The sequence below is a fragment of the Longispora urticae genome (assembly GCF_053902585.1).
On the sequence record NZ_JAQZSH010000002.1, the window covers coordinates 183588 to 197726 of the forward strand.

The window sequence follows — 14139 nt, forward strand, 5'->3', positions numbered from 1 at the left end:
CAACAGCCGCTAGCCTCGTGACAGCGGTCGAACTAGGCTGCGGACACCGCGACAGGAGGAGAACGCGTGCGCTCATTCCGGCGAGGAGCCACCGGCCCGGCCGTCGTGGAGATCCGTGCGACGCTGCACAAGCTCGGGGTGCTCGACGCCCCCGACGGTGAGGAGTTCGACGCCGCCACCGAGCTGGCCGTCCGGACCTTCCAGCAGTCCCGGGGCCTGAGTGCCGACGGCGCGGTGGGCGACGAGACGTGGCGCGCGCTGGTCGCGGCCCGCTGGCAGCTCGGCGACCGCCTGCTCTACCAGACCCTGCCCGACCCGCTGGTCGGCGACGACGTGCGCCAGTTGCAGGAGCGGCTGCTGGAGATGGGCTACGACCCGTCCCGCCCCGACGGCATCTTCGGCCCGGCCACGGCCCGCGCGTTGGCCCAGTTCCAGCGCGAGGTCGGCCTCGTGCCGGACGGCTCGTTCGGGCCCTCGACGATGGCCGCACTGCGCCGGCTGGGCCGCAAGGTCGTCGGCGGCCGGCCGCAGTTCCTCCGCGAGTCGGCGAACCTCTTCCACTCCGGCCCGGTGCTCGCCGGCAAGCGGATCATCATCGACCCCGGGCACGGCGGCGCGGACCCGGGCGTGACCGGCGGCGGGTACACCGAGTCGGAGCTGATGTTCGACCTGGCCAGCCGCCTGGAGGGCCGGCTCGCGGCCGCCGGGGTGGCAGTGCACCTGACCCGGGGCCCCGACAACGGCTTCAGCGACGCCGAGCGGGCCGCCCTGGCCAACGACCTCGGCGGCGACCTGCTGATCTCCCTGCACTCCGACGGGCACCACAACCCGCTGGCCGGCGGCGTGGCGACGTACCACTACGGCGGCGACAACGCCGTGACCTCGACGGCGGGGGAGCGGTTCGCCGGCCTCGTGCAGCGCGAGATCGTGGTGCGGACCGGGATGATCGACTGCCGGGTGCACGCGAAGACCTGGGAGCTGCTGCGCCGCAGCCGGATGCCCGCCGTGCGGGTCGAGGTGGGCTACCTGACCTCGCCGAACGACCGGTCCCGGCTCGCGGACCCAGGGTTCCGGGACACCGTCGTCGACGCGCTGCTCGCCGCGATCCAGCGGATGTTCTTCTCCGTCGAGACCGACGTGCCGACCGGGACGTTCGACGTGTCCAGCCTGCGGGCGATGCTGGCCGGTCGATGATCGTCCTGCTGCCGCCGAGCGAAACCAAGAATCCGACGGGTACGGGGGAGCCGCTCGCCCTCACCGCCCTGTCGTTCCCCGAGCTGAACGCCGTCCGCCAGCGCCTCGTGACCGTCCTGACCGGACTGTCCCCGGAGGAGGGCCGCGCCGCCCTGGGCCTGAGCGAGAAGCAGGACCAGGAACTCAAGCACAACGGGGTACTGCGCGAGGCCGCCACCCTGCCCGCCCTCGACCGCTACACGGGCGTGCTGTTCGACGCCCTCGACGCGGGCACGCTCGCCCCGGCGGCGCGGGCCCGGCTGCGGATCGGTTCGGCGCTGTTCGGGCTGCTGGGCCCGGAGGACGCCATCCCGGCGTACCGGCTGTCGGGCGGCTCCCGGCTCCCGGGCGTCGGCGGCCTGCCGGCCCTGTGGAAGCCCGTGCTCGGCCCGGTGCTCCGGGGGCTGGACGGACTCGTGATCGACCTGCGTTCGGGCGCGTACGGGGCCCTGGCGCCCCTGCCCGGGGCCGTGGCGGTCCGGGTGGTCACCGCCGAGGGCAAGGTCGTCTCGCACTTCAACAAGGCCACCAAGGGGCTACTGGCCCGGGCGCTGGCCGTTCAGCCCGCCGAGACCGTGGACGAACTGGTCGACGTGGCCCTGGCCGCGGGGCTGTCCGCGACGGCCACCGGGCGTTCCACTGTGGAGATCGTGCACGCGTGACCTACCGCACCGGGTGGCGGGCGGGCTCTGGCCGTACCCGTCAAGGGATCTAGGGTTTTGCCCATGCCCCTGAGACTCTTCCGGTTCGCCGCACTCGCCGAGGCCTGCTCGTGGATCGGGCTGCTGGTCGGGATGTTCTTCAAGTACGTCGTCGTGCACAACGAGATCGGCGTGAAGGTGTTCGGGCCGATCCACGGCGCGCTGTTCGTGCTGTACGGGGTGTCCGTGCTGCTGTGCGCCCGGAACTACCGGTGGGACGCGAAGACGGTGCTGCTGGGGCTGTTCGCGGCGATTCCGCCGTTGGCGACGTTGTGGTTCGAGCGCAGGGTGGGTCGGCGGGACCTCGTCAGCGACTGAGGTGGCGCCCCGGGCCTGACGCGGCCTGCCCGGGCTTCCCTGTCCGCACCGGGTCTGTCGCGGGCGCGGAGCCGGGCCGACGCCGCCGGCCCGGTTGTGGCGGCCTCAGCGGCGCGGTGCCGCCTCCGACCGGAACTGGGACGGCCGCAGCGCCTGCTCCGGGCTCATCGTGCCCAGCAGCTTCTCCAGCGCGTACTCCACGTCGCTCTTCCAGCCCAGCGCCGTGCGCAGCTCCAGCCGCAGCCTCGGGTACCTCGGATGCGGACGAACCGTCTTGAAACCGACGGACAGGAAGAAGTCCACCGGGGCCACGCACTCCGGCTGCTCCCACTTCGCGTCCCCGAACGCCTCGATCGCCTTCACGCCCCGCTTCGTCAGCTCCCGGGCCACGCCCTGCACCAGCATCCGCCCCAGGCCGGCCCCCGCGAACGACGGCACCACGTGCGCGGTCGTCAGCAGCACGGCGTCGGGGGAGACCGGACTCGTCGGGAAGGCCATCGAGCGCGGGACGTAGGCCGGGGGCGCGTACATCACGTAGCCGGCGGGCAGGCCGTCCACGTACGCGAGCTTGCCGCACGAGCCCCACTCCAGCAGGGTCTGCGAGACCCAGGACTCCTTCGCCAGGTCGGCGGTGCCGTTCGCGCACGAGCGTTCACCCGCGATCGGGTCCAGCTCCCAATGCACGCAGGAACGACACTTCCTCGGCAGCTCCTCGAGCGTGTCCAAGGTCAAACTGACCAGACGGCGCGACACGTGCACCCCCAAAAACCTCAACGGGCCCACATCTGCACAGGTCAGCGAACCTAGCGTAATGCCCAGGGGTACAAGTCTAAGGTGCCTCTCCTCCGAACAGCCGAGAGTTGACACGTTTCGGCCCGGTAGAATCAGACGATCCGTGCGCCCCGCGCTGGGTCACCGTCGCCCCAGCCTTGGTGCCCTCCTGCGCGAACGGTTCGGAGGACCCTCAGTGACCGGCACGACGCTTGACGACTACACCGATAGGTACGCCCAGCGGGTCAAAGGCATGACCGCCTCCGAGATCCGGGCTCTCTTCGCAGTCGCAAGTCGGCCGGAGGTGGTCAGCCTCGCCGGCGGATCGCCATTCGTCTCCGCACTCCCGCTCGACGCCGTGGGGGAGATGCTCGGCGAGCTGATCGCCAAGAGCGGCGCCTCCGCCCTCCAGTACTGCATCGGCCAAGGTGACCCCGCGCTGCGCGAGGTCATCTGCGAGATCATGGCGCTCGAGGGCATCGACGCGCGGTGTGGAGCGTCGCCCGACGACGTCGTGGTCACCACGGGAGCCCAGCAGGCCCTCGACCTCGTCGCCCGGGTGTTCCTCGACCCGGGCGACGTCGTGCTCGCCGAGGGCCCGTCGTACGTCGGCGCGCTCGGGGTGTTCCAGGCGGCCCAGGCGGACGTGGTGCACGTACCCATGGATGATCTCGGTCTGATCCCTGAGGCTCTGTCAGCGGCCCTGGAGGACATGGCCAAGGCCGGCCGGCGGGTCAAGTTCCTCTACACCGTGCCGACCTACCACAACCCCGGCGGCGTCACCCTGCCCAACGAGCGCCGCGACGAGATCATCGAGATCTGCGCCCGCGCCGGGCTGCTCATCCTGGAGGACAACCCCTACGGCCTCCTCGGCTTCGACACCGAGCCGCTGCCCGCGCTGCGGTCCCGGGTCCGCGAGGGCATCATATACCTCGGCACCTTCTCCAAGACCTTCGCCTCCGGGGTCCGGGTCGGCTGGATCCTCGCCCCGCACGCCGTCCGCGACAAGCTCGTCATGGCCTCCGAGGCGCAGATCCTCTGCCCCAGCATGCTGTCCCAGTCGGCCGTCACGACCTACTTCACGACCATGCCGTGGCAGGAGCAACTCAAGAAATTCCAAGGGGTGTACGCGGAACGCCGCGACGCCGTCCTGTCCGCCCTCGACGACTTCATGCCCGCCGGCACCCAGTGGACCAAGCCGGCCGGCGGTTTCTACGTCTGGCTGACCCTGCCCGAAGGGCTCGACTCCAAGGCCATGGTCCCGCGCGCCATCAACAACCGCGTCGCGTACGTGCCCGGCACCGGGTTCTACGCCGACGGTACGGGCCGCCAGAACCTCCGCCTGTCGTACTGCTTCCCGCCCCCCGAGCGGATCCGCGAAGGAGTCCGCCGACTGGCCACCACCATCGAGGAAGAGCAGGCCCTGCGCGCTACCTTCGGAGTAGCGTCATGACCATGAGCTTCGCCCACGTTCTCGTCCTCGCCGGAGGACTGTCCTACGAGCGCGACGTCTCGCTGCGCTCCGGTCGCCGGGTCCTCGACGCTCTCCGTCTCGCCGGCCTCGACGCCGAACAGCGCGACGCCGACGTCACCCTGCTGCCGCTCCTCACCAGCACCCCGCCCGACGCGGTGCTCATCTCGCTGCACGGCGCGACCGGGGAGGACGGCGCACTCCGCGGCGTCCTCGAACTGACGGGCGTGCCCTACGTCGGCCCCGACGCCCGCGCCGCCCGGCTCGCCTGGGACAAGCCCACGGCCAAGGCGGTCCTCCGGGACAACCACCTGCCCACCCCGGACTGGATCACCCTCCCGCAGGAGACCTTCTCCGAACTCGGGGCCGGGGCGCTCATGACCGAGATCATCGAACGGCTCGGGCTGCCCCTGATGGTCAAGCCCACCCAGGGCGGGTCGGGCCTCGGCGCGCACGTCGTCCGGGAGGCGTCCGAACTGCCCGCCGCGATGGTCGGCTGCTTCGCGTACGGCGGGACCGCCCTCATCGAACGCTTCGTCACCGGCACCGACATCGCGGTCACCGTCCTCGACCTCGGGGACGGCCCCGTCGCCCTCCCCGCCGTCGAGATCGTCCCCGCCAACGGGGTGTACGACTACACGGCCCGCTACACCGCCGGCGTCACCACCTGGCACGCGCCGGCGCGGCTGTCCGAGGAGGTCACCGCGAAGGTGGCCGAGATCGCCGTCGCGACGTACAAGGCGCTCGGGTTGCGGGACCTGTCCCGGGTGGACCTGATCGTCGACGCGGGCGGGGACGCGCACATCCTGGAGGCGAACGTGTCGCCGGGGCTGACGGAGACCTCGCTGGTGCCGATGGCCATCGAGGCCGCCGGGCTGGACTTCGGCGAGGTGCTGGGGAAGCTCGTCCAGGTGGCGATCGACCGTAAGTCCTGAGCTGTTCGGCTCTCGTAGCTGAGCCCGGTTCCTCTGGGGAGGGACCGGGCTCCTTCGTGCCTGGGCTCGGGGCTCGGCGCTCGGGGCTCGGGGCTCGGGGCTCGGGGCTCGGGGCTGGGAGCTGGGCTCGGGGCTCCGGCGGGTGGCCGCAAGATCTGGTCTCCCGGACCCGGCAACCCTTTGATCCGAGGGCGACGTCTAGCCCAGTGTCCGACGCTGAACCCCTCTCCCCGGAGCGACCACGTGCCATCCATCGCCGACGAGTTCGACAGTTTCGTGCGAACTCGAACCCCGGCACTCCTCCGCTCGGCGTACCTTCTCACCGGCGATCAGCACCTCGCCGAGGACCTCGTCCAGAGCGCCCTGGCCCGTACCCACCGGTCCTGGAAGCGGCTGCACGAGGTGGGCAACGCCGAGGCGTACACCCGCAAGGTGATGTACCACCTCCAGGTCAGCTGGTGGCGCAAGCGCCGGGTCGCCGAGTCCATGCCCGGCGACCTGCCCGACCGGGGCGGCGCCGACACCACGACGGCCGCGACGCTCAAGATCACGCTCCAGCAGGCGCTGCTCAAGCTCACGGACAAGCAGCGTGCCGTCCTCGTCCTGCGGTTCTTCGAGGACCACACCGAGGCCGAGACCGCCGAACTCCTCGGCGTCGCCCTCGGCACCGTCAAGTCACAGACCGCCAAGGCCCTCGCCCGGCTCCGGACGGTCGCACCCGAGCTCGCCCTCGCCAACGGAGACGTCCGATGAACGACGACCTGCCCGCCCGACTCACCGCCCTCGCCGAAGACGTCACCCCGGTCGACCTGCACAGCCGGGTACTCGCCACCTCCCGCAAGCTCGCCTGGCAGCGAAGCGCCCTCGCCGGCAGCGTCGCCCTGACCGTCGTCGGCGTGATCGCCGGCTCCGCGCTGGCCCTGACCCCGACCTCCCAGACCGTCACCCCCGCCGACAGCCCGAGCCCGGCGGCACCGCAGACCACGGACACCCCCACGCCGGCCGCATCCCTGTCGGCGCGCCCCAGCCCGACCGGCACCGCGATCGACCTCGCGAACTCCACCCTGGACATCCCGGCCTGGCCCGGCGACACGTCCCCACACTGCCAGGGCACGAAGACCCTGACCGACGGCGTGGCCCCCGGCGCGGCCAGCGGCCCGACCCGGCACATCGTCCTGGGCAAGGTCGTCACCGGCGACGTCAACCACGACGGCACACTGGACACCGTCGCGGTGATCCGGTGCCGCACCGGGCAGAACCCCATGTCACAACTCGTCGCGTTCGAGGCCGGCCCGTCCGGTGGGGTGCGCACCATCGGGCGGATCGTCGGCCCGGCGCGGCTCCAGACGACAACCGAACTCTCCACGATCTTCGACCTGAAAGTCAGCGACGAGGGCGACATCCAGGCCGAGGTCGGAGACTTCACCGGCCTCACGGACCAGGACTCGGCGCAGTACTCCCAGCACCAGTTCCGCACCTACCGCTGGGACGGCCAGAAGTTCGCCCAGCACGCCGGCCCGACCAGCTTCGCCAAGAACCCGAACTTCTCCCGGCTGACCGTCACGACGACCGACCTCCAGTTCGGACCCCTGACCGGCGGGCAGCGGACCGGCACCCTGAAGGTCACCGTGCACAACGACGGGGCAGGGCCGGCCTGGGGGACCACGCTGTCCATCTGGGCCCCGGGATTCGTCCTCCGGTCCGGAAGCGGCTGGGACGGGTGCACCCCCTACCCGAGCGGGCCGGACCGGGTCGGCGCGAAGTGCGTCATCGGCAAGCTCCAGCCGGGGGAGACCCGGACGTTCACCTACGGGTTCAGCACCGGCAGCGGGAGCGTGGATCCGGCGGGGGCCGAGACGTATGTCCACGGGGTGGCGGAGGACGGGGAGGATCCGGAGGGGCCGCGGCCGGGGAGTACCTCGGAAGCGAAGTTCAAAGTCACGGCCAGCTAGGGGTACCCCTTGGGTGGCTGGGCGGCTGGGCGGCCGACTCGTCCGGGCGTGGCTGGCCCGGCCAGTCGGTCGCCCGGGCGGGCCTGGTTCGGCCAGCCGGTCGCCCTGGGCCGGCGGGTCTGGCTCGGACAACCAGCCGCCCAAGCGGGTCTGACTTGACCAGCCGGTGGCCCCGAGCGAGCGGGCCTGACTCGGACAGCCCCTCCCATGCGAACCGCCGGTCCGCCCTTCCGGGTGGGCCGGCGGTTCCGATCGGCGGCTGTTCCGCAAGGGCGGGTCCAGCGGGTCGGGCGATCTCGGCCTGGGCGGCGAGCCTTCACGGGCCGCAGTCCAGGGGTGACGCTCCCAGGGGATTCTCGCGAGTCGACAGACCCGCACGGGCCGACATTCCCGCAGGGACCGGCGGACCTGTTGGGCCGACGCCCCTACGACCGACCGTCACTCTGGTTCCCCGCAGAGTCCAGGGGCTAGCGCTGCCGCACCAGCCAGCGCAGGCGGGGGATCGCGAACGCCATGTGCAGAACGTTCAGCCCGACGAGTACCCAGCCGACCAGCGGCGCGCCCGCGAGCACGAAGGCCACCGCCCCGCCGAACAGGACGAGCAGTTCAATCAAGAGCCGCACGATTCCGGGTACCGGCACCGGCGCCTTCCCACTCCGACTCGGATCCCCGGGTACCGCGAAGACGCCCCACAACGTCGCCCCTGCCAGTGGCCCGACGATCGCGAGGACCAGGGCGAGGGCGCCGTCCGCGAGATGCCAGCCCGCCCAACCGAACCCGACGAGGGCGGCGAGTTCCAGGCACAGGCGGAGCGCCAGGTTCCACGCGGGAGTCGACGCCCCGGCAACCGAAGAGTTGATCATCAGCCGGACTGTAGCCGACGTACACCCCCAACGGGACCGCCTGGAATGGCTGACCAATCGTCCGCCCCCCACAGCCGCCCGCCCTCCTGCAATCGAGGTCGGTGTTTCACGTGAAACATCAAGTCAGCATCTGCAGATGGCTCACCTCAGATGCTCGACTCGGACTGCCTGCCCGGCCCGACCTGCTCGACCCGGCCCTGCCCTACCCGGCCTTCTCACCTCAGCTCGGCTTGGTCCGACTCTCGGCTTGGTCCGGCCCGGCTTGGTCCGGCTCGGCTTGGCCCGGCTCGGCCTGCTCACTCGGCTCGGCTCGGCTGAACTCGAATGGCCCGGCGCGGATATTGGGCCGAAGGGGGAGGGGGTAACGGAACCAACGTCTTGGTGGAGTGTTCGGCCCCAGGCGTCGACGCCGGCTCGGACCTCGGGGATTCATCTGAAGGTCGCGGTGCGGGTCCGTATCGCGGCGACCAGCTGACGCGGGTGCGTTCGAGCATCTCCTGGAAGCCGGGCTGGTCCCCAGTTCGGTGGCGATGTTCGGACGAGGCCGCCGATGATCGTGCCGACGGCCTAACGGGGATTCGACGAGGAACAGATCCACACCCGGCGCCCGACACGATGTTTCACGTGAAACACGCCTCGTCCTCGCCCGTCGCACGGGGGAGTCCGATCGACAGGGGCGGGCTACCCAGTGCGCACCACCCCAGGGCGCACCCCGCCAGTGCCGTGCGCCGCCAGGTCATCCCGCCGCACCATCGCACCCAGCGCAAGGCATGTACTTCACCACAGAACTCACCGCCGACATCACCGCGGCCTTTCGCGGTGGAATTGAGGCTGCGCCCCATGGCAGCCGACCTGTCCGCATGGCTCCTCCCAGCATCCCGCCGCCGTGCCACCACAACCGCGAAGACCAGACCGTAAGCGCGCCGCTGAGGACGGGCCGCGCACCGGACGACCTCCATCAAGCAACCCACCCAGACGACCTCGTCGGCTGAACCACTGCCGCTGGTGCACTGCACGACACCGGCAATCGCGTTGGCGTTGGCGTTGGCGTTGGCGTTGGCGTTGGCGTTGGCGTTGGCGTTGGCGCCGAGGATGCCACTGGCGCGGGCGGCTTCCCAGCGGGCAGGTAGTGGAAGCGGGGAGTCTCCGGTCTCCGGTCTCCGGTCTCCGGTCTCCGGTCTCCGGTCTCCGGTCTCCGGTCTCCGGTCTCCGGTCTCCGGTCTCCGGTCTCCGGTCTCCGGGGAACAAACCACGTGTGGGGTGGGAACGCCAATGTTTCACGTGAAACACGAGCCACCGCCGTGCCCACGGCCGTTGTTTCACGTGAAACAACGACAGCCCACCAGACCGGCGCCACCCCACCTTCCGCCGATTGCCAGCCGACTCCCGACTCCCGACTCCCGACTCCCGACTCCCGACTCCCGACTCCCGAGTGAGCATGCCCGCCGTGGGTCGCGCGGGGAAGTCTGAGGCCACACATTGCCCAGCCGCGACAGAGCTCCGTGCCTGTTGGCAAAGGACCGAGTGGTGGCGCGGGCGCACAACTCTTGGCGCACACGGCCGCCTCACCCGGGGCCGCGTGGGTCGAGAGATGGCGGGCAACTGCCGATCGCACCTTCCGCCCGTACAACGAAAGGAGCCATGTTTCACGTGAAACATGGCTCCTTCAAACAGGACACTCAACAGCGGACCTCTACTCCGAGGCACCCCAGTCAATCGGCGGCGGCGCCATCACGGCCCGCCCGCCATGCTCGGCAAGGTACGCCGCGACGAACGCCAGGTTCTCCAACCACGGCCGTTCCGCGACCGGAGGAAGTACGTCATCCCAGAGCGAGAGGAACGTCCCCCGCAGTTGGAGTTGCCCGTACGGGCGGGCCAGGAACCAGAGGTGCAGGTGCGCGGAGCCGTCGCCCCAGCGGTTCACGTGAACGCGGGCGACCCCGTCGAGGCAGCGGATGGCCCGTTCGAGGCGGACGGTGAGGACGCCCATCTCGGTGGCCAGGAGGTTGGGCAGATCGCCGAGGTCGAGGTGCGACCGGGTTTCGAGCATCAGCACCATGGGCAGGCCGGTCGGCCCGAGCGCCCGGAGTCGCCAGCGCTCGTCGACCCAGATGTAGTCCTCGTCGGTACGTTTGCATGCGGTGCAGGTGCTGGGATCCTCGCCTTCCCGATCGGGCTCAAGCTCGACCGGTGGATCAAGGGCGCGAATCTTGAACTCGCCCTCGAAGGGAAACGTCGGCCAGGAAACGAAGTCCGGAAGTTCTCTGTCGTGGGGCACAGCTGGGGTGTCGTCGGCCACAATCGGACCTTATCCGAGTCGCGCCAGGATGGACACACCGCAGGTGCGACGAACAGTATCGTCACCGTGACGTCAGTCCCGAGGGTTAGGGGATAGGGCAAAAATAGGCCCTAGTTTGATAGTAATTGTCATATCTCAGTGGAGGCTCGACGATTCAGCGATATCTGTCGATTCCACAGGGGATTCTCGCGAATTTCGGAGTGCGCTCGTCCCGCGAATCCACCGGACCCGAACCAGCGAAGCCCCGGGGCAAGTCCGGCGACGATCCGAAGTCGACCCGAGGCGACGCGAGCACGATCCGCGGACGCCCTCGAGGCCACGCGAGCACGACGCACAGAGGCCCCGAGCCGGACTGGCAACGACCCTCGGCCACGCCGACGCGACCCGGAGGAGGAACCGGCGCCGGCCGACGGGTGACTGTCTCGCCGTTCCGCAAAGACGAACCGACGACGCCTCAATCCGAGACCGACACCGCCCCACAGCCGACCCGAACCAGACGCCGCCGGCGTCGGCGTCGGCGCCGCACCGCACCGCACCGCACCGCACCGCACCGCACCGCACCGCACCGCACCGCACCGCACCGCACCGCACCGCACCAAGAGCGTCCCGGAGCCCGATCGGCAACGACCCACGCCCAACCCAGATCCACACCGGCAACACCTCGGCGGCAACCGGCGGCAACCCGGCGCCTTCCCAACCAACTCAAGGACGCCCAGCGCCCGCCCGAACCGGTCCGCACCCAAAGGCCGCCCCCGGCGCCAGCGCGATCCGGGTTACCCGTGCCCACGTCCTGGCGACAGTCATGTCGACTCCTTTGACATACCCCTTCAGCCCCCCGTAGCCCCGCCGCGCCCACCGCTGACGGCCCCACGTCCGCAGCCAATGCAGCAAAACCCCGGCCGCCGCCGACGGCCCCACCTGCCGACGCACGGCCTCCACCGCTGCCAGCCCCACCTCCCAACACACGGCCTCCACCGCCCACACCACCGGAGCGCGCCCCGGCAACCGATCCCGCCAGCCCACCCCGGCACGGAAGAGCCCCGGACACCAGAAGGCGCCCGGGGCTCAGTACCCAACAAATTTGATCTATTCTTCCGGGCGGTCCAACCCGATCACGCCGACGATCCGCTCCAGATCATCCACGGTCGCGAACTCGATCGTGATCTTGCCTTTGCGCTTGCCCAGATCGACCCGCACCTTGGTGTCGAACCGGTCGCACAGCTTCTCCGCCAACTCGCCCAACGCCGGCGCGTGTGCCTTGGGCCGCCGCGCCGCCGGGGCCTTCCGGGTCTCCGGCGCGCCGAGCGACACCAGTTCCTCGGTCACCCGCACCGACAGCCCCTCGGCCACGATCCGCAGCGCGAGCGCCTCCTGGGCCTCGGCACTGTCCAGGCCCAGGAGCGCCCGGGCGTGCCCGGCCGAGAGCACCCCGGCCGCGACCCGGCGCTGCACCCCGGCCGGCAGGTTCAGGAGCCGGATGGTGTTGGTGATCTGGGGCCGGCTGCGGCCGATCCGCCGGGACAGCTCCTCGTGCGTGGCCCCGAACTCCTCCAGCAGCTGCTGGTAGGCCGCGCCCTCTTCCAGGGGGTTCAGGTTCGCCCGGTGGATGTTCTCCAGGAGCGCGTCGCGGAGCATCGCGTCGTCGGCGGTCTCCCGGATGATGGCCGGGATCGCGGTGAGCCCGATCGCCTGGGCGGACCGCCACCGGCGCTCACCCATGATCAGCTCGTACTTACCCGGGGCCGTCTCCCGCACCACGATCGGCTGGAGGAACCCGACCTCGCGGATGGACGCCTTCAACTCCTCGAGCGCGTCCTCGTCGAAGATCTGCCGGGGCTGCTTGGTGTTGGGCACGATCGAGTCGATCGGCAGCTCGCGGAACCGGGCACCGGGCACGGGCGCGAGCTCGTCCCCGGCCGACTCCTCGACCCCCGAAGCCGGAACCGGAGCCGATTCCGAGCCAGCGACCGAGGCCGGAGCTGGGGCCGGAGCCGAGGCCGGGGCCGGGGCCGGAGCCACAACAGCCGGAGAAGCCGCCTCAGCCACCGGAACCGACGCCGGCACAGCCTGAGTCGGCACAGACGCCACCGGGGCCACGGGGGCCGCTGGGGCCTCCGGAGCAACCTCCGGGGCAGCGGGCCCCGACGGGATCAGCGCGCCGAGTCCACGGCCGAGACCGCCCCGTCGGTTGGTCTTCATGCGCCGCCTCCGAGTTTCGCGCCGCGCTGCGCGATCTCCTGCGCCGCTTCGAAGTAGCTGGTGGCTCCGCGGGAGCCCGGGTCGTACGTCATCACCGATTGACCATAGCTGGGAGCCTCCGAAACCCGGACATTCCGGGGGATGACAGCCTGGAGGACCTTGTCGGTGAAGTAGCTGCGGACCTCCTGCTCGACCTGGTCGGCCAGCCGGGTGCGGCGGTCGTACATGGTCAGCAGGATGGTGGAGACCTCGATCTTCGGGTTCAGGTGCGCCTGGACCAGGTCGATGTTGCGGATGAGCTGGCCGAGGCCCTCCAGCGCGTAGTACTCACACTGGATCGGGATCATGACCTCTTCCGCGGCCACGAGCGCGTTGACCGTGAGCAGGCCGAGCGACGGCGGGCAGTCGATCAGGACATAGTCCAACTCTTCCGGGTACGCCTCGATGGCGCGCTTCAGTCGCGACTCGCGGGCCACGACGCTGACCAGCTCGATCTCCGCACCGGCCAGGTCGATCGTCGCGGGGGCGCAGACCAGGTTCGGGATGCCCTCGACCCGCGCGACCACCTCGTGCAACGGCACGTTGTCGATCAGCGACTCGTAGATGCTCGGTACACCGGCGTGGTGGTCGACGCCGAGCCCGGTGGACGCGTTGCCCTGCGGGTCCAGGTCGATGACCAGCACCCGGTTGCCGTGCAGAGCGAGTGACACGGCGATGTTAACCGTGGTGGTGGTCTTACCCACCCCGCCCTTCTGGTTCGCGACAGCCATGATGCGCCGCCGGGTCGGGCGGGGGAGTTGGGCCCCGCCACCAGGGTTGAGCACCTGGACGGCCCGCTTCGCCTCTTGTGCGAGCGGAAGATCTTCATCTATGTCGGCGGCACGTGTTTCACGTGAAACATCGCCGAGCCGGGGGTGGGGGATGTCGCTCGTTTCACGTGAAACATCGCCGTAGCTGTCGTCCTGCACCGTGTCCACTCCGCTGGATTCGGCACCCTGAGCCGCCGTCGACTCCGAATCTCCGGCGTGTCCGGGGGAGTCCGCGCCGACCGGTGCCGGCACTGCGTCTCCGCCCGATCGGGGGGCGCCCGGCAAGCCTACGGGGGCGGAGCCCCTGTCGTCATCAGCGCCCTCGGCGGAATCCGTCTCAACCGAAGAAACGAGCTCCAATATGGGTACTTTGTCGGGGTCGGGGCGCGGCCCGAACACCCCGGGCACCTGGGGTCGTGGAACCGACACCTCAGGCCTCGCCACGCCTCGCGTCATCCGCCCCGTACGCACCTGAACGTCATCAGTCGTCGCGTTCTCGATCGACTGGCTCAGCCTGCCCGTGACCGCACTGCGCAGCCACCCCAACGCACTGACTCGCTTCCGGCCCCCCGCCATCAGCCCCCCTAT

12 protein-coding genes are annotated in these 14139 nt (G+C 70.5%); 7 read left to right on the plus strand and 5 right to left on the minus strand.

Annotated features, from left to right (window positions below):
* The first annotated feature begins 66 nt into the window (after positions 1-66).
* The 3 genes from PT931_RS00985 (at position 67) to PT931_RS00995 (ending at position 2252) form a co-directional block, all read left to right on the plus strand.
* A complete protein-coding gene (locus PT931_RS00985; RefSeq protein WP_456243811.1) occupies positions 67-1194 on the plus strand; it encodes an N-acetylmuramoyl-L-alanine amidase in 1128 nt (375 codons plus the stop codon).
* Positions 1191-1895, plus strand: a complete 705-nt coding sequence (locus tag PT931_RS00990; RefSeq protein ID WP_456243812.1) for a YaaA family protein — start codon at positions 1191-1193, stop codon at positions 1893-1895. Before PT931_RS00985 ends, PT931_RS00990 begins: the two co-directional genes overlap by 4 nt.
* Positions 1896-1958: 63 nt before the next feature.
* Entirely contained in the window at positions 1959-2252 is a 294-nt protein-coding gene (locus PT931_RS00995) for a DUF3817 domain-containing protein (protein ID WP_456243813.1), read from the plus strand.
* Between the two features lie 105 nt (positions 2253-2357).
* Here the strand turns inward: PT931_RS00995 and PT931_RS01000 are convergent, their stop codons facing one another.
* The gene (locus PT931_RS01000; protein ID WP_456243814.1) at positions 2358-3005 is read right to left on the minus strand and encodes a GNAT family N-acetyltransferase; all 648 of its coding nucleotides are present in this window, start codon (positions 3003-3005) and stop codon (positions 2358-2360) included.
* Positions 3006-3219: 214 nt separating this feature from the next.
* On the opposite strand from PT931_RS01000, the gene PT931_RS01005 reads away from it, so the two are divergent.
* From PT931_RS01005 to PT931_RS01020, 4 genes are all read left to right on the plus strand, one after another.
* Positions 3220-4476, plus strand: a complete 1257-nt coding sequence (locus PT931_RS01005) for an aminotransferase-like domain-containing protein (protein ID WP_456243815.1) — start codon at positions 3220-3222, stop codon at positions 4474-4476.
* A 2-nt stretch (positions 4477-4478) separates the two neighbouring features.
* Positions 4479-5429: a D-alanine--D-alanine ligase family protein gene (locus PT931_RS01010; protein WP_363729123.1), complete on the plus strand. Its 951-nt coding sequence runs from the start codon at positions 4479-4481 to the stop codon at positions 5427-5429.
* 243 nt (positions 5430-5672) lie between these two features.
* Entirely contained in the window at positions 5673-6182 is a 510-nt protein-coding gene (locus tag PT931_RS01015; protein WP_456243816.1) for a SigE family RNA polymerase sigma factor, read from the plus strand.
* Positions 6179-7381 (plus strand): hypothetical protein, encoded by a 1203-nt coding sequence (locus tag PT931_RS01020; RefSeq protein WP_456243817.1) that lies wholly within the window; start codon positions 6179-6181, stop codon positions 7379-7381. Before PT931_RS01015 ends, PT931_RS01020 begins: the two co-directional genes overlap by 4 nt.
* Before the next feature lie 467 nt (positions 7382-7848).
* On the opposite strand, the gene PT931_RS01025 is transcribed toward PT931_RS01020, so the two are convergent.
* The 4 genes from PT931_RS01025 to PT931_RS01040 form a co-directional block, all read right to left on the minus strand.
* Positions 7849-8244, minus strand: a complete 396-nt coding sequence (locus PT931_RS01025) for a YrdB family protein (protein WP_456243818.1) — start codon at positions 8242-8244, stop codon at positions 7849-7851.
* A 1693-nt stretch (positions 8245-9937) separates the two neighbouring features.
* Entirely contained in the window at positions 9938-10543 is a 606-nt protein-coding gene (locus tag PT931_RS01030; protein WP_363729127.1) for a hypothetical protein, read from the minus strand.
* 1086 nt (positions 10544-11629) lie between these two features.
* A complete protein-coding gene (locus PT931_RS01035; protein ID WP_456243819.1) occupies positions 11630-12742 on the minus strand; it encodes a ParB/RepB/Spo0J family partition protein in 1113 nt (370 codons plus the stop codon).
* Positions 12739-13914 (minus strand): ParA family protein, encoded by a 1176-nt coding sequence (locus tag PT931_RS01040; protein WP_456243907.1) that lies wholly within the window; start codon positions 13912-13914, stop codon positions 12739-12741. Before PT931_RS01040 ends, PT931_RS01035 begins: the two co-directional genes overlap by 4 nt.
* Positions 13915-14139 lie beyond the last annotated feature (225 nt).

Bases quoted from the DNA above. Each gene is read 5' to 3' on its own strand.
- PT931_RS00990 (WP_456243812.1), top strand. From the start codon at position 1,191: ATGATCGTCCTGCTGCCGCCGAGCGAAACCAAGAATCCGACGGGTACG.
- PT931_RS00995 (WP_456243813.1), top strand. From the start codon at position 1,959: ATGCCCCTGAGACTCTTCCGGTTCGCCGCACTCGCCGAGGCCTGCTCG.
- PT931_RS01010 (WP_363729123.1), top strand. From the start codon at position 4,479: ATGAGCTTCGCCCACGTTCTCGTCCTCGCCGGAGGACTGTCCTACGAG.
- PT931_RS01020 (WP_456243817.1), top strand. From the start codon at position 6,179: ATGAACGACGACCTGCCCGCCCGACTCACCGCCCTCGCCGAAGACGTC.
- PT931_RS01025 (WP_456243818.1), bottom strand. From the start codon at position 8,244: ATGATCAACTCTTCGGTTGCCGGGGCGTCGACTCCCGCGTGGAACCTG.
- PT931_RS01035 (WP_456243819.1), bottom strand. From the start codon at position 12,742: ATGAAGACCAACCGACGGGGCGGTCTCGGCCGTGGACTCGGCGCGCTG.